This window comes from Polaromonas vacuolata (assembly GCF_012584515.1).
GTDB classification, from domain to species: Bacteria; Pseudomonadota; Gammaproteobacteria; order Burkholderiales; family Burkholderiaceae_C; genus Polaromonas; species Polaromonas vacuolata.
In genome coordinates, this window is the sequence record NZ_CP051461.1 from 314,335 (window position 1) to 333,526 (window position 19,192).

Annotated in this window: 21 protein-coding genes; 10 read left to right on the forward strand and 11 right to left on the reverse strand. The window is 53.6% G+C overall.

The window, feature by feature from the left end; translation table 11 throughout:
• Both HC248_RS01605 and HC248_RS01610 read right to left on the reverse strand, forming a co-directional pair.
• Positions 1-783, reverse strand: coding sequence for an ABC transporter ATP-binding protein (locus HC248_RS01605; RefSeq protein WP_168920973.1), 783 nt, complete (start codon positions 781-783; stop codon positions 1-3).
• Entirely contained in the window at positions 780-2,726 is a 1,947-nt protein-coding gene (locus HC248_RS01610) for an AMP-dependent synthetase/ligase (protein ID WP_168920974.1), read from the reverse strand. Before HC248_RS01610 ends, HC248_RS01605 begins: the two co-directional genes overlap by 4 nt.
• 201 nt (positions 2,727-2,927) lie before the next feature.
• On the opposite strand from HC248_RS01610, the gene HC248_RS01615 reads away from it, so the two are divergent.
• Both HC248_RS01615 and HC248_RS01620 read left to right on the forward strand, forming a co-directional pair.
• A complete protein-coding gene (locus tag HC248_RS01615; RefSeq protein WP_168920975.1) occupies positions 2,928-3,644 on the forward strand; it encodes a Crp/Fnr family transcriptional regulator in 717 nt (238 codons plus the stop codon).
• A gap of 287 nt (positions 3,645-3,931) precedes the next feature.
• Positions 3,932-4,654 carry a tRNA-uridine aminocarboxypropyltransferase gene (locus HC248_RS01620; protein WP_168920976.1) on the forward strand — a complete coding sequence of 241 codons (723 nt, stop codon included), beginning with the start codon at positions 3,932-3,934 and terminating at the stop codon, positions 4,652-4,654.
• A gap of 53 nt (positions 4,655-4,707) precedes the next feature.
• Here the strand turns inward: HC248_RS01620 and HC248_RS01625 are convergent, their stop codons facing one another.
• Positions 4,708-5,184 carry a hypothetical protein gene (locus HC248_RS01625; protein WP_168920977.1) on the reverse strand — a complete coding sequence of 159 codons (477 nt, stop codon included), beginning with the start codon at positions 5,182-5,184 and terminating at the stop codon, positions 4,708-4,710.
• Positions 5,153-5,773, reverse strand: coding sequence for a nucleotidyltransferase domain-containing protein (locus tag HC248_RS01630; protein ID WP_168920978.1), 621 nt, complete (start codon positions 5,771-5,773; stop codon positions 5,153-5,155). The genes HC248_RS01625 and HC248_RS01630 overlap by 32 nt, the downstream gene beginning before the upstream one ends.
• 190 nt (positions 5,774-5,963) lie before the next feature.
• Here HC248_RS01630 and HC248_RS01635 point away from each other — a divergent pair, with 190 nt between their 5' ends.
• On the forward strand, positions 5,964-6,806 hold the full coding sequence (locus HC248_RS01635; protein WP_168920979.1) for a pseudouridine synthase: 843 nt from the start codon (positions 5,964-5,966) through the stop codon (positions 6,804-6,806).
• Positions 6,807-6,817: 11 nt separating this feature from the next.
• On the opposite strand, the gene HC248_RS01640 is transcribed toward HC248_RS01635, so the two are convergent.
• Positions 6,818-7,345, reverse strand: a complete 528-nt coding sequence (locus HC248_RS01640; protein WP_168920980.1) for a hypothetical protein — start codon at positions 7,343-7,345, stop codon at positions 6,818-6,820.
• 107 nt (positions 7,346-7,452) lie between these two features.
• Between HC248_RS01640 and HC248_RS01645 the strand changes: the two genes are divergently transcribed.
• Positions 7,453-7,728 carry a hypothetical protein gene (locus HC248_RS01645; RefSeq protein WP_168920981.1) on the forward strand — a complete coding sequence of 92 codons (276 nt, stop codon included), beginning with the start codon at positions 7,453-7,455 and terminating at the stop codon, positions 7,726-7,728.
• A gap of 358 nt (positions 7,729-8,086) precedes the next feature.
• Here the strand turns inward: HC248_RS01645 and HC248_RS01650 are convergent, their stop codons facing one another.
• From HC248_RS01650 to HC248_RS01670, 5 genes are all read right to left on the reverse strand, one after another.
• Positions 8,087-10,225: a hypothetical protein gene (locus tag HC248_RS01650; RefSeq protein ID WP_168920982.1), complete on the reverse strand. Its 2,139-nt coding sequence runs from the start codon at positions 10,223-10,225 to the stop codon at positions 8,087-8,089.
• A gap of 9 nt (positions 10,226-10,234) precedes the next feature.
• The gene (locus tag HC248_RS01655; RefSeq protein WP_168920983.1) at positions 10,235-11,095 is read right to left on the reverse strand and encodes a UBA domain-containing protein; all 861 of its coding nucleotides are present in this window, start codon (positions 11,093-11,095) and stop codon (positions 10,235-10,237) included.
• Entirely contained in the window at positions 11,092-11,565 is a 474-nt protein-coding gene (locus HC248_RS01660) for a hypothetical protein (RefSeq protein ID WP_168920984.1), read from the reverse strand. The genes HC248_RS01655 and HC248_RS01660 overlap by 4 nt, the downstream gene beginning before the upstream one ends.
• Positions 11,566-11,567: 2 nt before the next feature.
• Positions 11,568-12,278, reverse strand: coding sequence for a hypothetical protein (locus HC248_RS01665; protein ID WP_168920985.1), 711 nt, complete (start codon positions 12,276-12,278; stop codon positions 11,568-11,570).
• 93 nt (positions 12,279-12,371) lie between these two features.
• Positions 12,372-13,034: a hypothetical protein gene (locus HC248_RS01670; protein ID WP_168920986.1), complete on the reverse strand. Its 663-nt coding sequence runs from the start codon at positions 13,032-13,034 to the stop codon at positions 12,372-12,374.
• 282 nt (positions 13,035-13,316) lie between these two features.
• Here HC248_RS01670 and htpG point away from each other — a divergent pair, with 282 nt between their 5' ends.
• Positions 13,317-15,209 (forward strand): molecular chaperone HtpG, encoded by a 1,893-nt coding sequence (htpG, locus tag HC248_RS01675; protein ID WP_168920987.1) that lies wholly within the window; start codon positions 13,317-13,319, stop codon positions 15,207-15,209.
• A 190-nt stretch (positions 15,210-15,399) separates the two neighbouring features.
• On the opposite strand, the gene HC248_RS01680 is transcribed toward htpG, so the two are convergent.
• A complete protein-coding gene (locus HC248_RS01680) occupies positions 15,400-15,849 on the reverse strand; it encodes a type II secretion system protein N (RefSeq protein ID WP_168920988.1) in 450 nt (149 codons plus the stop codon).
• 45 nt (positions 15,850-15,894) lie between these two features.
• Here HC248_RS01680 and gspG point away from each other — a divergent pair, with 45 nt between their 5' ends.
• From gspG to gspK, 5 genes are all read left to right on the forward strand, one after another.
• Entirely contained in the window at positions 15,895-16,335 is a 441-nt protein-coding gene (gspG, locus tag HC248_RS01685) for a type II secretion system major pseudopilin GspG (RefSeq protein ID WP_168920989.1), read from the forward strand.
• A gap of 311 nt (positions 16,336-16,646) precedes the next feature.
• Positions 16,647-17,105, forward strand: coding sequence for a prepilin-type N-terminal cleavage/methylation domain-containing protein (locus HC248_RS01690; protein ID WP_168920990.1), 459 nt, complete (start codon positions 16,647-16,649; stop codon positions 17,103-17,105).
• Positions 17,102-17,476: a type II secretion system minor pseudopilin GspI gene (gspI, locus tag HC248_RS01695; RefSeq protein WP_168920991.1), complete on the forward strand. Its 375-nt coding sequence runs from the start codon at positions 17,102-17,104 to the stop codon at positions 17,474-17,476. The genes HC248_RS01690 and gspI overlap by 4 nt, the downstream gene beginning before the upstream one ends.
• A 1-nt stretch (position 17,477) precedes the next feature.
• Positions 17,478-18,203, forward strand: coding sequence for a PulJ/GspJ family protein (locus HC248_RS01700; protein ID WP_168920992.1), 726 nt, complete (start codon positions 17,478-17,480; stop codon positions 18,201-18,203).
• Positions 18,200-19,153: a type II secretion system minor pseudopilin GspK gene (gene gspK, locus HC248_RS01705; RefSeq protein ID WP_168920993.1), complete on the forward strand. Its 954-nt coding sequence runs from the start codon at positions 18,200-18,202 to the stop codon at positions 19,151-19,153. Before HC248_RS01700 ends, gspK begins: the two co-directional genes overlap by 4 nt.
• The last annotated feature ends 39 nt before the right edge of the window (positions 19,154-19,192 follow it).

A 19,192-nucleotide genomic window follows, 5' to 3' on the forward strand; every position in this document is an offset into this window, starting at 1 on the left:
TCAGTGCTCCACGCCCAAATAGGCTTTGATGACGTCGGGATTGTTGCGAACTTCGTCTGGCGTTCCGTCGCCAATTTTTCTGCCGTAGTCCAGCACCACGACGCGGTCAGAGATGTCCATCACCACGCCCATGTCGTGTTCAATTAAAACCACTGTGGTGCCAAACTCATCGTTCACGTCCAGCACAAATCGGCACATGTCTTGTTTTTCTTCCACGTTCATGCCGGCCATGGGCTCGTCTAGTAGTAGCACTTGTGGTTCCATCGCCAGTGCGCGGCCTAGGTCTACACGTTTTTGTAAACCATAGGGGAGCTGACCAACTGGCGTTTTTCTAAAGGCTTGAATCTCAAGAAAATCGATGATTTTTTCAACTGCTTCGCGGTGCCGAATTTCTTCTTTTTCTGCCGGCCCTATGCGCAGCGCTTGCAGCAGCAAATTACTTTTAATTTTGAGATTGCGACCCGACATGATGTTGTCCAGCACGCTCATGCCTTTGAACAACGCTAGGTTTTGAAAAGTACGCGCCACGCCCATCACCGCAACTTGGTGACTGTTCATGTGTTTAAAGGTCTGGCCTCTGAACGCAATCGAGCCCTGCTGCGGCAGATAGACTCCGTTGATGCAGTTAAGCATGGAACTTTTACCCGCACCGTTGGGGCCAATGATGGCGCGTATCTCATGCTCTTTGACGTTGAAAGAAATGTCTGAGAGTGCTTTAACACCGCCAAAACTTAAGGAAATATTTTTCACGTCAAGAATGACGTCGCCAATTTCTTTGCTCATGCTGCTGCTTTCACGGGTGCAAGTATTGCGCTGTCGCCCATTTTGAGTGTGGCGCTGACGCTGCCGCTGCGGCCATCTTCAAACTTGACGACGGTTTCTATAAATTGTTCTTTGCGGCCCGCGTAGAGCGCATCGACCAGTGGCTGATATTTCTCGGCAATAAAGCCGCGCCTGACTTTGTTGGTGCGTGTCAGCTCACCATCGTCGGCATCTAGCTCTTTGTGCAAAATCAAAAAGCGACTGACTTGCGAGCCGGCCAGCAAACTGTCAACACTGAGGTCTGCATTGACTTTTTCAATGCATTCTTGAATCAAGGTGTAGACCTCGGGTTTTTGTGCCAAATCGGTATAACCCGCGTAGGTCAGATTGCGCCGTTCAGCCCAGTTACCGACAGCATCAAAATCGATGTTAATCATGACGCAAACTTTTTCACGCCCGTCCCCATAGGCTACGACTTCTTTGATGAAGGCAAAAAATTTCAGTTTGTTTTCGACATATTTTGGCGCGAACATAGCACCGTTATTGACGCCGCCTTTGATGCGACCTACGTCTTTGACACGGTCAATAATTTTCAAGTGGCCATGGGTGTCAATAAAGCCAGCATCGCTGGTGTGATACCAACCGTCAGCGCTGAGAACTTCTGCGGTTGCTTCTTGATTTTTGTAATACTCTTTAAATAAACCCGGCGACTTCACAAGTATTTCACCGTTTTCTGCCAGCTTAATTTCAACGCCATTGATAGGCACGCCTACCGTGTCAGCACGCGCTTGGTTGTCGGGTTGCAAGCAGACAAATACGGCGGTTTCTGTAGAGCCATAAAGCTGCTTGAGATTAATACCAATCGAGCGGTAAAAGGTAAACAAGTCCGGGCCAATCGCTTCACCCGCGGTATAGGCTACGCGCACTCGAGAAAAACCCAGCGTGTTGCGCAGCGGGCCATAAATCAACACATTGCCAAGGTTGTAGAGCAGCGCATCCAGCATGCCCACCGATTTTTTATCCATCAGCGCAGGGCCGACTTTTTTGGCCACGTCTAAAAAGTAATTGAACATGCCGCGCTTGATACGGCCTGCGTCTTCCATACGAATCATCACTGTGGTGAGCAAGCTCTCAAACACACGTGGGGGGGCAAAATAATAAGTCGGCCCGATTTCTTTCAGGTCAATCATCACGGTCGCAGCGCTTTCTGGGCAGTTCACCACATAGCCGCAAGTGAGCCACTGCGCGTAGCTAAAAATATTCTGGCCAATCCAAGCGGGTGGCAGGTAGGCCAGCACTTCTTCTTGTGCGCTGAGCTTGTCGAAATCAGCACCGGCTTGGGCTCTGTTCACCATGGAGTTGTAGGTGTGCACCACGCCTTTGGGTGTACCTGTCGTGCCAGAGGTGAAAAACATGGCTGCTACATCTTCTGCATGGCCTTGATTGATTTCGCCTGCCAGCCATTGGCTGTTTTGTTGGATAAACGCGCGGCCGGTTTCCATCAGTTGTTCGAGTGAGCCTAGGCCGGATTCTTCGTAGTGGCGCAGGCCGCGTGGGTCATCAAAAACAATCGTCGCTAAGGCCGGGCAGCTGCTGCGAATTTCCAACATTTTGTCGACTTGCTCTTGGTCTTCCACCACCGCAAAACGCACTTCTGCATTGTTGATGGGAAAGATGCATTCAGCGGCAACTGCATCTTGATACAGCGCAACTGGAATTGCGCCCAGCGCCTGCGCTGCCAGCATGGTGGCGTAAAGCCGTGGGCGGTTTGCGCCAATGATGACCATGTGCTCGCCGCGTTTGAGGCCCGCTAAATGCAGACCGCCAGCAATCTGCCCCGTGATTGCGGCCATGTCGGCCCAGCTATGGGTTTGCCATATGCCGTATTCCTTCTCGCGCATGGCGGGCGCTGCGGGGCGCTGCTGGGCATGCTGCATGAGCAGGCGGGGAAAGGTGGTCTGCATTCTTGCTGGGTCTTTCTTTGTTTTACGCATTCAAAGCTGTAGCCGAGGTAACAGGCTTTGTATCTATTTGTGCATCATGTTTAGATGTTATGCAGAAGTTTGACGCTCGCTTGTCGTTCCGACGACAATTCAAGGGTCATTACTCCCCCGGACTTTCCCCTAGTCCGTCCTTTTGCCGCTGTTCAGACTTAAAAGGTTGATATGGCTCCAGATAAATCGATGCACTCACGCAGCCGCGCACCCAATGCGCAGGAGCTGGCCAATATTCACTGGCTGGAGGTTTTGTCGCCGGCCGATCGTGAGCGTGCTATTGCAGCCCTGCTAGTGGTCGATGCCTATGCCGGGGATTATTTGTGCCGCGTGGGCAGGCCAGTGACTTACTGGTTTGGTGTGGTCGAGGGCTTGCTCAAAATGAGTACTGACGACGCGCATGGCAAGACCATGACTTTTCAAGGCTTGCCGCCCGGCGGCTGGTTTGGTGAGGGCACGGTGCTAAAGCGCGAACCCTATCGCTACAACATTCAAGCTTTGCGTAAAACTTTGGTGGCCGGTCTGCCGGTGGATACTTTTCACTGGTTGCTCGATCATTCGATTGGCTTTAACCGCTTCATCATGTCTCAACTCAATGAACGGCTAGGTCAGTTCATTGCGGCGCGCGAGCTTGATCGTATGAACAACCCCGATGCCCGGGTTGCACGCTCATTGGCTAACTTGTCGGACCCGGTGTTGTTTCCCGTGCTCTACCCCGGGCTGGGCGCGATTTTGCGCATCACTCAGCAAGAGTTGGCTTATCTGGTGGGTCTGTCTCGCCAACGCGTGAATACGGCTTTGGTTGCGCTGCAAACGCGCGGTGTTATTCGGATTGAATATGGCGGCTTGCGGGTGCTCGATTTGGCGGCGCTAAAAGCTGGGGTTTGATTTTTCCAGTCCAGCTTTGATGGCAAAAAAAGGCTAATTTATTGCTGGTTTTGCTTGACCTTCTGCTCTTATGATTTGAGCCTCTTGTGTCTCACTGTCGCCACTTAATAAGTCTTTAAACTGCGCTGCTCGACACTGCTCGACACTACTCGACACTGCTTGGGAATGTTTGGCACTGCTGGCACTGCTTGGCAATGTCTGGCAATGTCTGGCTTGAGAGCCCGCTGCAACAATCTTCATTTGTATTGGAAACTTTTGTTCACCGTTTCTTACTCGCGTACTAGCGCATGACTCACGCCGTTTCCCGTCTCCGAGACGCCCGCCTAGCGCGCAGCGAAAAACCCTTTCTAGCCCGCGGCTCACGCGCCCAGCGTTGTCCCGGATGCCGCGTGCCTGTAAGCCACTGCTTGTGTGCGCTGCGACCGCAAGTGACCACCGGTGCGGGTGTCTGCTTAATCATGGGCGATATTGAAGCGCTAAAACCCACCAACACCGGCTGGTTAATCGCCGATGTAGTGGCCGACACATTTGCCTTTGGTTGGGCCCGCACGCAAGTTGATCCCGGTTTGCTGGCCTTGCTGGCCGATCCGCAATGGGCTGCTTGTGTGGTTTTCCCCGCCGAGTATGTGGCTGCCGAACGCCTCATCACTGAGATCAAACCTGTGACCGGAAAACGGCCACTTTTCATACTGCTAGACGGCACCTGGCAAGAGGCGCGCAAGATGTTTAGGAAAAGCCCTTATCTCGACAAGTTGCCGGTGCTGAGTTTGCAGCCCGAGCAGTTATCGCGTTACCGTCTGCGCCGCGCCCAGCGTGAAACCCATTTGTGCACCTCTGAAGTGGCCGCCCTGTGTATGGATTTAGCCGGCGAGTCGCACGCAGCCCGCACGCTAGAGGCCTATCTTGATGTGTTCACTGATCATTATCTGAAGGCGAAGAAATTTGAACCGATGAATCCACTCGACGATGCGCACCGGCGCTTGCGTGAGTTATCTGCTCCGCATGACTGATATTTTTGGTTGGTAGCCGTCATCAATTGGCTTGAGTAGCGCTTAGTGCAGAACTATTGGCTTGGTTTTTTTGGTGCTGCTTGCGCTGTTTGGTAGCGCTTGAAAAGATGCGTCACCTCTTGCAAAACGTTCTTTACGGCGTCGACGATATCGTCGATCTGACCTTGAGTGACATCCATATCATCGCCGTCATATTCCGCACGATTTCTGGTGTTGTCTGAATTCGATAAGGTTTTCTTTGCCGCTGCCGCAGCGGGAAGTAGCGTGTCTAAAAGCTGGTAGAGAATTTGCCTATGCCCTTTTCCTGATGTTGGGCGAAAGCCTTGCATCTTGATGGCCGCCATTAACAAGGCGTGTCCCGCTGAGTTGGCCACAGAAAAACGCGTCTCGGGGGAGTTCTGAACTTTTTGTGCATCTGTTAGCCATGCGTTGGCGGTTTCAATATGCCGCTTTATTTCCGCAGTAGCCGCCGCATGCCTGGCCAGTAGCCTGGTTTTTTCATAGCCTTCCAACTGACTTACCAAACGCATCGTCGTCTCCGATCAAAAATATTTTTTTTGATGCCATTAATTTGGCGACAAAGTGGTTTTCACTTTCCACCTTTTTGCGTAATTCCTCTACAGAGTAAACGATTGGGTTAACTGACCTAGCGACGGACTCTTCTATTGACGCCATCGCTAAATTCACTTCCCGATTCAGGGCGCTACCAACGACGCAAACATCGACATCGCTATCTCCACGCTCATCTCCTCGCGCGAGTGAACCAAAAATGAAAGCAAATTGCACTCCACTGATGCTTGCCAGCGCGTCTTTGACAAGCTCTGCAAGTCCAGCAGTTTTTTTGGCGATCATTCTCAGTTCATCAAAAATAGGACAGTCGGGATTTGCCTTGATGCGCCTGCGATTACCATCTTTTTCGTCAAGAATTAGCCCCGCTTCGGATAGAACTTTGACTTCTTTGCTGATCATCGTGGGCGACGTGCCCGATGCTCTAGCCAGCCCGCGCAGATGCCAACTCACTTCGGGATGGGCGAACAGCGTGGTGATAAGGGTTTTTTTAGTTTTCCCAAATAAGGCGTCAAGCAAGGATTTTCGCGGTGTTGATAAGGGTTCAGTCATGGATAAAATGTATCTTATTGGTGTTTGATTGTAAATAAATACGATACGTTTTTGAATTTGGCAAAGCAAACTGTAGCACCGGCGGAGTTAGGCTTCTACGTATGCCTCGGTGACATAAAAGGACTGTTGCTGCGCTGAGCCATAAAATGGCACGAATCTTCTCGCCTTCGTTACGTCCGAAATGCTCTAAATGCCCGATAAAAAAACTCCCCCCCTAAACACGCCGCTCACTACAGCCGTGCGTATACGCGCCGCAGTGCCTAATCCGGCTGTCCCGGCTGAGACTGTGCGCCTGAACAAACGCATGGCTGAACTCGGTCTGTGTTCGCGCCGCGAGGCGGATGACTGGATTGCGCGTGGTTGGGTTCGCGTCAATGGCGCACCGGCCGTGATGGGCCAGCCGGTCGCATACGACGCGCGAATTCAAATTGACCGCGAGGCTGAGCAGCAGCAGCGCCAGCAAGTGACTATTTTGATCAACAAACCTGTTGGCTACGTCAGCGGTCAGGCCGAGGACGGGCATGAGCCAGCAGTCGCGTTGGTGCAGCCACAAAACCGCTGGAGCGAATGCAATTCGCGTATGCGCTGGGGCTTTGAGCAGCTGCGCGGCTTGGCGCCAGCTGGCCGGTTGGATATCGATTCGATTGGTCTTTTGGTGTTGACTCAAGATGGCCGAGTGGCGCGCCAATTGATTGGTGAAGACTCGGAGATGGAAAAAGAGTATTTGGTGCGCGTGAGTTATGGCGCGGAAAACATCAATGTGGAATCAGTTTTTCCGCCCGATCAACTGGCTTTGCTGTGCCACGGCTTGAGCCTGGATGGCAAGGCTTTGCGTTCGGCACAAGTGTCTTGGCAAAACCCTGAGCAGCTGCGCTTTGTGCTCAGAGAAGGCAAAAAGCGCCAGATTCGCCGCATGTGTGAACAGGTCGGGCTATTTGTGACGGGTCTTAAACGGGTACGTATTGGGCGTGTGAATTTAGGCCATTTACCGGTCGGTCAATGGCGTTATCTGGCGCCGCACGAAGGGTTTTAAAGGCTAGACGTTCAGGGGCTGGTCAAACTCAGGTTAACCGGCCACTGCATGCTGCGCTCACCTTGAGTTTTATCGTGACCGGTCAAGCTTTCTTGCCAACTGAAACGATGTTGTAGCGTCAGCGCATAACGCCCCGGCTTACGTGCACACAGCCGATAGCCTGCTGGCGTACTGTCGAGCCAAGCACCAGTGCTGCCACTCGCGCTAATGATTTGCAGCTGCCAATCCGCAGTATTTCCCCACATCAAACCGAGCTCAGCGCAAAAGCCATTGCGCATGCTAGAGACCAACAGAAGACGCTGCTCGGAGGTTGCATCGTCGCCTACTACTAGTTGCTCGGGGTGATGGTTCTCCAACAGCCGTAACACGCTGGGAATGTGGATAGTAAAAGTCAGTGCTGCACTGGCTGCTTTGTCTTTCGCAGCAAAAGATTCATTGGCTTGCGCAGCTGAAGTGTCGGTCAAGGCCAGCAGCCAGAGTAGGCTGATGCTCAGCGTTTTAGACGCTATGCCGTGGTGGTGAATTAGGAACTTTTGCATACTAGTCCATGCTTTGCGCTGGTTTAATTATTTTGAATTGCTTGATTCACATGTTACTCATCATTTGTATGAGTGCCTGTTTAAGCCTAAATTTAGACAAATAATTTATGAGCAAGCTGAGCAAGCTGAGCAAGCTGAGCAAGCTGAGCAAGCTGAGCAAGCTGAGCAAGCTGAGCAAGCTGAGCAAGCGAAACTTTGCAAGCGATGTAAATGTCGCAAGCGATATAAACGCTGCAAATGCTGCTAACCGCACATGTTGTGCAATTAGTTTTAGAAAATTGACTAAAAAAATAGCTCTAAAAAAGTGCCTAAGCCTTCAAAGTTCAAAGTTCAAAGTTCAAAGTTCAAAGTTCAAAGTTCAAAGTCTGAAGTCTGAAGTCTGAAGTCTGAAGTCTGAAGTCCGAAGTCCGAAGTCCGAAGTCCGAAGTCCGAAGTCCGAAGTCCGAAGCAAAAAGCAAAAAGCAAAAAGCCAAAAGCCAAAAGCCAAAAGTTCAAAGCTAAAAATCAAAAATCAAAAATCAAAAATCAAAAATCAAAAATCAAAAATCAAAAATCAAAAATCAAGAATCAAGAATCAAGAATCAAGAATCAAGAATCAAGAATCAAGAATCAAAACAAAACAAAACAAAACAAAACAAAAACAAAAACAAAAACAAAAATCCAGATCCGGGTGTTTAAATCAACACCAACTTTGAAACGCTCTAACGCTCTAACGCTTAAAAATCAAAGCAGTTAAAAGACTTATTTATCGCGTTGCACCGCGAAATTCTGAATACTGGCTTCGCGCACATGGATGTTGACCTTTATTGCGCTACGCTGTAGCGGACTCCAAGGTAAGGGTAGATTGTCGGAAGAAATCTCCACCAGATGCTGGCCTTCTACTACCGCTTGGAATTCATAACGTCCTTGACTATCTGTACGAGTGACATAACGTCTGTCGAGAATGACGGTGATGTTGGGCACTCCGCCTTCTGATACTTCTCGTCGGTCATTCCCATCGGCATCATAAAATACCACACCACTTAAGCTGCCCGCAGCGCTACCGGGTGCACCACCTAGCGGCGCGTAGGTTTTGCCGGCGTGCTCCTCAAAGCGCAGCAGTAGTTGTAGGCTGCGCATGGCGGGTAGCTGTGTTGGGGCTGGCAAACTGGCCGCGGTGAGTGCTGACAGAACTTGTTGCTGCTGTAGTTGCCTTCCTCGCGACTCGGTATAGCGTAGCGACAGCGACCAGCCGCCAGTGGACTGCCAGCGCAGGCCTAGGTCGGCGTTAAGCGCTTCGCTGCTGTTGCTGCGCCGCTCACCACGCAGTGCTGCGTCCAGCGACCATTGCGAGGTGCTCGGCAACGAGGCTTGCAGACCCCAGATCAGACTTTTGCCGCTGTTCGCGCCACCGCTAAGCGTTTCCCAAGCCAGCGTGGTGTTTAGGCTGGCGGGAGCAGCGGTGGCCCAGCTGTGGTCTACGCCTAAGCGTTTACTAGTCACTTCGCCAGAGCGGGTCAGGTCGGCGCGCAGCTGGGTTTGGCCCCAGTGGTTGCTGCGGTCCCAGTTCAGCGCCAAGGCTTGACCGGTCCCATTTAAGGCACGTAAATTGAGATTGGCTCCGACGCTGCTGCGGCTGTCTATTCGGTAGCGCCCGTTTAGATTGAAAAAGGCACTGCGTCCGTCAGACTCGGCGCTGGTGTGGCTGATGCGATCACTCAGTTCTGTGGAAAAACCGTATTGCCACTGGCGTGTGCTGCTGTCGGCTTGCCAATATATGCCTTGGATATCGTTAGCCAGTGGCATGCTGCCCCAACGCAGATTGGGCTCAAAGCGAAACCCGCCCGCACTGTTTCGCCAGCGCTCGCTGCGCCAGTTGGCGTCTGCCCACAGTCCTAAAGCGCGGTGGTTATTGCCTTTATTGTTGCTGCCACTGCCACTGCCACTACCACTACCACTACCACTACTAATGTCAGTGCTTTGCAGCAAGTTCCCTTGCAGCCGCAGCCCGCCTCTTCGCTCTGCGGGTGCTGGGTTGCCGGGTCTTAACTCTGTGGCCCACGGCGCTTTGCCTTCCCAGGATTGGGCTAGCCAGATGGCGCGCGTGTCCATGTGTGCGCCGTCGCTGTCCGTCAAACGCTGGCCCTCAATGATCTGTAGCGCAGCATGACTACGGCCGCTGGACAGATCCGACGGGAGTTTGATTTGCGCGCCCAGCGTGCTGAGCTGGCCGGAGGAGGTGTTAAAGCTGGTCAGGCCTAGTCCGTTGAACAGGCCGGTCTTTCCCGTTGCGGCTTGAATTTCCAAGTCTGCGCCGCTATACCCCTGACTACTGATTCCGTGGATGGGACTAGACGGGAGTGAGATTCTGCCAGTCCCGCGGGCTAATGATGTTAATCCGGTGTTGATATCGCCAGCGCTGTAATTGGCGCGCCAGCCGCCGCCTAGCGGCATGCCGCGCTGGTCAATTCGCCAGCTGCTGCTGCGGTACTGGTAGGTTTGACTCAGGCTGCTACTTTGCTGACGACTTAGATTGGCGATCAGCGACAGCGCACCGTAGTCTGGGGTGTCGATAAAGCCGCCTAAGCTGAGGGCTTGAAATGTGCGGCGGCTCAGAACTTTTTCTGACAGCAGCGAGTAGTCCGCATGCCAGCTGCGCGACCAGCCTGCGCTGTTGAAATCGTCCTCTTCGGCGTTGAGTTCAGACGCTGATTGCAGGCTTTCTATGAGCTTGTCCACATAGGGCTGTTTTGCCGAAGACGCAGGTGCTGCTGGTGTTGTGGGATTGACGACTGAATTTTCAGCACTCAACGCTGACTGAGCCAGCGCTATGCCTTGTAGGTTGAAGCTTAGCGCTGCAATGGCTAGCCAGCCGGGCTGATCATGCATGAGTCGCGGCATGAGGCCAGCCTAAGGCGCGGGTGCAGAAAAGAGTTGATCTATTGACTGGTTCTTGTTTTGGCCCCACTCTAGCTGTCCGCTGATACGGATCGGAAACTTCACCGCTACTGCCGTATCGTTTTCGGTCTCACGTACTGCACTCAATGGAATAGAGCTAGTTTGGCCGGGCAAAATTGGCTGGTTGCTGGGGCTTAGTTCTAGCGCTGTCTGGCTGGCGTCCACACCTTTTAAAAAGCCTTGCAGTCGGCCATGTGCCAAGCCGCTGTTGTGCACTTCAAGAACAGGTGTCTCGATACCATTGACTTTGCTGACGCGGGCGCCGACCAGACTCAGCGCGGGCTCTGCATTGCCGACGGCCACATAAACGATCACACCCATGCGGGCAGCAAATGGAATCGGCGGGCCATTGCTGAGCGGATTTAACAGCTCTTGTCCTTCCAGCATGATGGCAAAGCGGCACTCGCCGGGAGGTGCAGACTCTGGCACCTGAATTTCAAAACGCATACGGTAAGGCCGGCCGGCAGAAACCTTGAGTTCGCGTCGCTCTAATGCGACCCAGGGCCGGCAGCTTTGTGGTTGCAAATCGTCTTGAAAAAGCACCGATGTATTCGCCTCTAGTGACCAGTCTGCGGTGCGTAACGCGAGGTTTGCGGGGTCGCTGGATGCATTGGTAATTTCTATGATTTGGCGACTGCGCTCGCCGGGTTTTAGCGCCAGCTCAAAGCGTGCTGGCGAGATCGCGAGCGCGAATTCACCGGCTTGCGCAGGCGTGTTCACACTCAAAGCAAGGAATGCGCTGGCGGCAGACAGACTGATGCGGATGACGACGGCGAAAAGACGCCCAAGTAATCGGTTATGCAAGCAATTCATGGGGTTTCTATCTCAAAATAAAACGCTAATGTTTGTGTTGGCTGTAGCTTTCGGCCATCGGCTTTGAGCGTCAGAACAATGCTTTCTTCTAGTTGCTTGCTACGCACTACCGAATTGAAAACTAGGGCGCGGCCGCCAGAGCGCAGCTCGCCCGCAAGTAAACGGCCCTGGGTGGTCCAGCTAGCTTGTATTGGCTCGTGCGTGGATTGTGGAAGCGCTATGAAGAGGCGTACCGGGCGGTTCAACCATGGACTTAAATCGAGTCGGATGGCGACTTGCAAACTGCCTTGCACTGAGTGGTCATGACTGCGATCAGGTACGACCTGACTCCAACGCAAGGGCAGCACGGATTGGCTGACCAGACTGCCGCTGTCGTCAACCTTGACGGCGGTGGCACCAGCACTTTTGAGTAAGCTAAGTACCAATAATGCAAGGCCCAGACTAAAGCTGATGTAAGTTTTTTTTGGCATGCTCAAGGCGCGGTTAGGCTGTAGGTGACTTGGCCGGTATAGGTGCCTGGCGGCAGTATCTGGCTATTGGCGTATCTAAACTGCATACAGCTTTCAAACCAAACGTTGGGCGGCGAGATGCGCAGAACTTGTGACCCACTGGTGCTGAAGGTGCCGTTTGGCACGGTTGGATTATTTGCGACGTCCCCAAGACCACTGGTGAGCCAAGAGATGGTGTTGATAGGAATACGCTCGCCAGCCGGGTTAAAAAGTGCAGTGGGTGCACTAATCGTCAAACTGGCTTGACTACCCGTTGTGTTGGGCGTGCGGTAAAAGCCGCCTATATAAACTTGTGCTGGAATACTGCAATAGTTGGGATAACCGTCAATCGGACTGGTACTGACAAGGCTGTCAGTGGTCATGGCAAGAGGGCCTAGCCCCAAGCGCGCCGCTGGCACAGCCAAACTCACTGTGTTGACAGTGCTGTTTCGGGCGCTGCCGCTATTGATTGCGGTTAAGTTCAATTGACCTACGCCATCGCCTACTTGCAGGTATAGGCCTGATGGGGGCGCGCTGATCTGAATCGTAAAGGCATGGCTGCAAGGACTTGCTAGCGGCCATGCCATTAGCAGCAACAGCTGTAAAAATAGCCGCAACTGTGCCGGCACAATCAAACCCTGGGCGGCATTAAGTGCGAGTCTTAAGCTGGTCTTGGGTGTGAGTGTTTTGTGCATCTGCATCTTCATTTACGTGCGTCTGGCTTGGGTATTCGGTATCGAAGGCCCAGGCGTTAGTCAGTGTTTTGCTGACTGCGCCGGGCGGCTAGCTTAAAGCTGGGTTGCGGTGTATAAAATTTGACCGTTTTTCGCAGTCGTTCCGCCGTAGTTACCGGCTGCGACGGGTGTGGTGTTGAGGTAGCTGTAAGTCCATTTGCCTTCAATCCGCACAACCTTATTGGTGGCGCTGAGCGTGGTCGGCACCGCGCTAGTGCCGCCGCCGACCGCGCTAGTGTTGAATGCTGGATGGCTAATGGCTTGATTGGTATAGCCCGGCGTTGTCGCCGCTAGCGCGTCACTGACAACCCCAATCTCGCTCCAAGGAATGATGTTGCCGCCTACCGCGTTGCTTAATGCGCCGGTGGTATCAGATGTCAGCTTGATGTCGCCCCCATTGCCGTAGACGCGAACCGTGACAGCGCCAGCGCTCAGATCGCCGCCTACGCCGGCTACCGGCGTGCCATCGCCAATCTTGTCGGCAGGAACCGTAAATGTCAGGTTGTCAACCGTGGCGTCTGTCACGGTATTGCTGGAGCTAGTGCCAACGCGTAAAAACAAAACCTGTGGGATGACGATAGAGAAATTTAGCTTTGCTGTGGCGGTACTGTTGGTAGTTGATGCCGAGTTAAATGTCGACTCTGCGTGTACCAGCATGGGTCCAGCAAATGTTGCTGCGATGGCGCTAGCAAGTACGATTTTTTTTAGGGTCTGCATAGTGTTTCCTAGAATATTTGTGTTGAATGGAGGCTTCTTGCAACCGGCGATACTGTAGCTACCCGCCGTTAAAAACGGACTGCCCTTGAATTCCACGATTGCTTACAAAGATGAAGTGCTGCCAAGCCTTTTGATTGCCCTCGTGAGTTGTGGAGAACAAATCTTCACTTCAATTTGCAAGGGCACATTTTTTTACAAATAGATCCAAAAATCAACACTAGTACAGTAGAACTAAAGTTAAAAAAGCTTCCGTTAAACCTATAACTTTTCAAAAAATTCAAGATGAGTACACAAAAACAAACCCTTTCCTTTCAAGCTGAAGTCGCCCAACTGCTCAAGCTAGTCACGCATTCGCTTTATTCCAATCCTGAGATTTTTCTTCGTGAACTGGTCTCTAACGCCTCAGATGCTTGCGACAAGTTGCGCTTTGAGGCGCTCGATGCGCCCGGTCTTTACGAGAGTGATGCCGAATTGCGCGTTCGGGTGAGTTTTGACAAGGCTGCCGCCACGCTAACCATTAGCGACAACGGCATAGGCCTGTCGCAGCAAGAAGCCATAGACAACTTAGGCACCATCGCCAAAAGCGGTACGCGTGATTTCATGGCCAAGCTGTCAGGCGACCAGAAAAACGATGCACAGTTGATCGGCCAGTTTGGTGTCGGTTTTTACTCCGGCTTTATCGTCGCTGACCGCATCGTGGTCGAGAGCCGCCGCGCCGGTCTGCCCACCGACCAAGGTGTGCGCTGGAGTAGCGAAGGCACGGGCGAATTCGAAGTTGCGGATATCGAACGCGATCAGCGCGGCACTAGCATCACGCTGCATCTGAAAGAAGAAGCGCAGGATTACCTCAACGCTTGGAAGCTCAAAAGCGTCATCAACAAATATTCTGACCATATTTCCCTGCCGATAGAAATGTCTAAAGAGGAGTGGAAAGAAGGCGAGAACGATCAGCCCGGCGAGATGGTCGAGACCGGCGAATGGGAAACCGTCAACCAAGCCGCCGCGCTCTGGACAAGGGCCCGCAAAGACATCACCGAAGAGCAGTACAACGAGTTTTACAAACAAATCAGCTATGACAGCGAGCCGCCACTGGCGAGCACCCACAACCGAGTCGAAGGCGCGACGGAATACACCCAGTTGTTATTTATTCCAGCCAAAGCGCCAATGGACATGTTTAACCGCGACAAAGCCGCAGGCGTCAAGCTCTACGTCAAGCGCGTTTTCATCATGGACGATGCCCAAGCCTTGATGCCAACGTATTTGCGCTTCGTCAAAGGCGTGGTGGATTCCTCCGATTTGCCGCTCAATGTCTCGCGTGAATTGCTGCAAGAAAGCCGTGCGGTTAAGGCCATACGCGAGGGTTGCACCAAGCGTGTGTTGTCCATGATTGAAGATATGGCCAACAACCAGAGTGAAAAATTCAGCGACTTTTACGCCGAGTTCGGCGCCGTACTCAAAGAAGGCTTGGGAGAAGACAACGCCAACCGTGAACGCCTAGCCAAGTTGCTGCGCTTTGCCTCAAGCACCAGTGACACGGTGAGTGTGAGCTTTGCCGATTACAAAGCGCGCATGAAAGAAGGTCAGGACGCGATTTACTACATCACTGCCGACACCTTGGCGGGTGCAAAAAATAGCCCGCAGTTAGAAATTTTCCGCAAAAAAGGCATTGAAGTTTTGCTCATGACAGACCGCGTGGACGAGTGGGCACTGAACTTCTTAAACGAGTTCGACGGCACACCGCTGCAATCCGTCGCCAAGGGCGCGGTTGACTTGGGCAAGCTGCAAGACGAAGACGAGAAAAAAGCGGCCGAAGAGGCGCAAATTGAATTTAAACCCACGCTAGATAGACTCAAAGAAGCCTTGAAAGACAAAGCCCAAGACGTGCGCGCCACCACGCGTTTGGTGGATTCGCCGGCTTGCTTGGTTGTGCAAGACGATGGTATGTCGACTCAGTTGGCGCGCATGCTCAAGCAAGCCGGTCAGCCCGTGCCTGAGGTCAAGCCGATTTTGGAAATCAATGCTGAACATGCTTTGGTTAAAAAGCTGGCGCAAAGCAGTAATTTTGACGATTTAGCCCACATTTTGTTTGATCAAGCCTTGCTAGCAGAAGGCGGTTTGCCAGATGACCCTGCAGCCTATGTACGGCGCGTAAACCAGTTGCTTGAAAAGGCGTAAAGCGTGAATCTCACAGACTGTAAAAGGTCTGTGAGCGCTGAGTTTTTCAAATCATTTTTAGATTAGGTGCGAAGCCCTAGACAGCGCTGCACAACGCTAAGGCAAGGCGAAGCAACAGAGGTGAATAATTTGGAAATGAAACAAACAGTCCTTGCGTTAAAGGGCTGTTTTTTTGCTAATTTTCAGCGGCTTACTCTTTCAGTCGCGGCATCTCCAGCGTCACTAATGCGGGCCCGTTTGTCGTTGCTGAGAGAATCACTTGGCGGCCATTAGTAGACTGCAGCATCACGCCGTCTTCAAGCTGGCTGCCAATGCGGTAAGGGCGGGCCGGTTTGCCGTCGACTGCGATTAATGCCGCGCCACCATTGGGTGCGCCGGCCACCACACCTTGCAGTGAAAAGCGGCTGGCCAGACTCACCTGAGGCGTTGCTTGTAATGCTTGCGCTGGATTGGCGCCTAATATGTTCGCCAATGCCAGTGGGTCGAATTTGACTTGAGTAACTTCCGCTTTGAGTGGGGCGACGCTGGTATTTGCGGATAAGCGCAGTCCCCAAAAGCCCAAGCTGCTAGCGGCCAAGGCCCAGACCACAAAAGTTGTCAGCCTAATCGTCCATTTATTTTGTGAAATTATTGTCACCATACGCAGATTATGATGGATGGCTAAAGCCTAAGGATTACGCAGCCAATGACTGATTTTAAAAATTTTGCGCGACGCAAGTTGCAGCCCGGCTTTACGCTCGTAGAGTTAATGGTGGTGCTAGTCATCATTGGTGTGCTGGCCGCGCTAATTGTGCCCAGCGTGCTGGACCGTGCCGAAGATGCGCGCGTAATGGCAGCGCGTACAGATGTGAATAACCTCAATCTAGCGCTCAAGCTCTACAAACTCGATAACCAGCGCATGCCGACCTCAGAGCAGGGTTTGCAGGCCTTACGGGCCAAACCTAACGTTGAACCGATTCCGAATAATTGGAAATCCTATCTTGATAAGTTGCCCAATGATCCTTGGGGGCGGCCTTACATTTACCTCAATCCAGGTATTAATGGTGAAGTCGATGTGATGTCGTTTGGGGCTGATGGTAAGCCGGGTGGTGAGGGTAAAAATGCCGATATAGGCAGTTGGCAGTAGTGTTTGCCCCCACGCTCGCGCACTGCGTGTCGCTTGCTGCCCCCCGAGGGGGCGCGTTCCGCCTTGGGGCGGCCCGGCGGCGGAACGTTGCCCCCATGCTCGCGCACTGCGTGTCGCTTGCTTCCCCACTAGGGGGCGTGTCCTGCCTTGGGGCGGCCCGGCGGCAGGACGTTGCCCCCACGCTCGCGCACTGCGTGTCGCTTGCTGCCCCAATAGGGGGTGTGTTCCGCCTTGGGGCGGCCCGGCGGCGGAACGTTGCCCCCACGTTAGCGAACTGCGTATCGCTGACTGTTCCCACTTTCGCTCGCGGTATGTCTCGGGCTGTTTCACGCGGTTTTACGTTGCTTGAGTTGCTGGTGGTTATTGCCATCATGGCCTTGGCGACGGCTGGCGTTAGCTTGGCGATGCGGGATAGTTCGCAGACTGCGCTTGAGCGTGATGCCCAGCGTCTGGCGGTGTTGTTTGAGTCGGCTAGAGCGCAGTCGCGTGCCAGTGGGGTAGCGGTGGTCTGGCATTCCACTGAGCAGGGATTTCAGTTTGAAGGTTTGCCCGGCAATGCGCTGCCCACGGCTTGGCTGACCAGCGGTACTACTGCGCGCGCTGTCTTGGGCACGGCGGCTGTTGTGGCGCTTGGACCGGAACCGATTATTGGTCCTCAAGCAATAGATGTGGTCAGTGCGGCTTTGCCTGGTGAGGCTGGCGCGGGTCAAGTTTTACGCGTGGCCACGGATGGACTCAGACCCTTTACGGTGCAAGCGGTTGTTCCATGAGGCGGGGTTTTTTGCGTCCTCGCAACTGCGGTTTTACTCTGATCGAAGTTCTTGTCGCGCTGTCGATTGTGGCGATTGCTCTGCTCGCAGGTACGCAGGCCACCACTGCATTGACCAATAATGCCCAGCGCCAAGCTAACGTATTACTGGCCCATTTGTGTGCTGAAAATGAGTTGGTCAAAATTCGGCTCTCGCATCAGATGCCTAGTGTGGGTGATAACGTCGTGGCCTGTGAGCAAGCTGGGCGCAGTTTGACCGTCACGCTGGTGGTAAGGCCGACGCCAAACCCGCAGTTTCGCCGTGTTGAAGCCCAGGTCAGCGACGCCGGCGCAGCCATTTTGCAAATCGCCACCATAGTTACCCGTTACTGACATGCTCAAAACCCGTCGACCTAAGCGCAGCGCCGGCTTCACGCTGATAGAGCTGCTGGTGGCCATCAGCATCATGGCCTTGATGGCGGTGCTCAGTTGGCGCGGCCTGGACGGCATGTCGCGAGCGCAGGCACAAACCAGTCAACGTGCGGATGAGTTGCTGACCCTGCAAATTGGCTTGTCTCAGTGGAAGACTGATCTCGATGCAATGGTTCAGTCGCCCAACTACACCAGCTTGGACTGGGACGGTAGGGCGCTGCGCATCACGCGCCGCACTGCTGCGCTGGCGGATGGCTTGGTGGTTGTCGCTTGGAGTCGGCGCAACGAAAGCGGTGGCCAATGGCTGCGCTGGCAGTCTCCGACGCTGCGCACGCTGGGCGAGTGGAATGAGTCTTGGCTCCAAGCCGCGAGTTGGGCACAAAGCCCGAGCACACAAGAGCGGGCACGCGAAGCGCTAATTGCGCCGCTTGATAATTGGCAAATCTTTTACTACCGCAACGACAGTTGGACCAACCCCTTGTCCAGCGACGGCAATAACGCCAACGCCAACGCCAACGCCAACGCTGGCAGTTCTGGGCAGATCGCCGGCTTCAAGCCGCTAGTGCTTGCCCGCCCCAGCTTGCCTGAAGGTTTGCGTTTGGAGTTGATGTTGCCCACTCGTTTGGCGCTGGGCGGTAAGCTCACCCTCGATTGGGCCAGGCCCACGCTGGGCGGGGATAAGTCATGACGCATCAGCGCGGCGCGGCGCTACTTGCGGCCATGCTGACGGTGACCTTAGTGGCCACTTTTGCCTCGGCTGCGCTGTGGCAGCAGTTTCGCAGCATAGAGGTCGAGTCGTCCGAGCGCGCCCGCGTGCAGTCGGGTTGGATTTTGACCGGCTCGCTAGACTGGGCTCGCTTGATACTGCGTGAGGACGCGCGCGCGGGCGGCGCTGACCACCTTGCTGAGCCTTGGGCTGTGCCGCTTAACGAGGCGCGTTTGTCGAGTTTTTTAGCGGCGGATGCAGGCGCCAGTGATACCGATTTGAAGGCATTTTTATCCGGCCAAATTAGCGATGTGCAGGCGCGTTTAAATGTGGCCAACCTGATAGAGGGCAGCCGTTTGTCGCCGGCCGGCATGGCCAGCTTCACACGCTTGTTTGAGCTACTAGGCCTGGCGCCCGAGCCACTTAGCCTAATGGCGAACCGCTACTTACTCTCGGTACAGACGCCGACTACGGAAAACCGTTCAAGCATGCCGCTCAGGCCTGAGCGGGTCGAACAACTCGCTTGGCTGGGTATGCCGTCGGAAACCTTGGCCAGGCTTGAGCCTTTCATTACCCTGCTTCCGATTCGCACAGCGATCAATCTCAACACCGCCAGTGCAGAAGTGATTTACGCCAGCACGCCAGGGCTGAGCTTGGCCGATGCGCAAAGATTGGTGGTGGCGCGCGCGAGCAGCCACTTTCGCAATTTGACCGAGGCGGACCGAGTACTCAGTGCGCAGGATCAGAGGTTTCAAAACAGTAGCTTTTCAGTGGCCTCGGATTTCTTTGAGGTGCTGGGCCGTCTGCGTGTGGAAAAAACCGTGGTTCAAGAACGCTCGCTGGTGCAGCGGGAAGGCTTGATAGTGAGAACACTTTGGCGAGATCGGATTTCTGCGCCGGATTTCTTGGCGTCCACTCCAGTACAAAGGTAAACCAGCAGCCCGTTTTTACACGCTAGACTCTTTTAACTA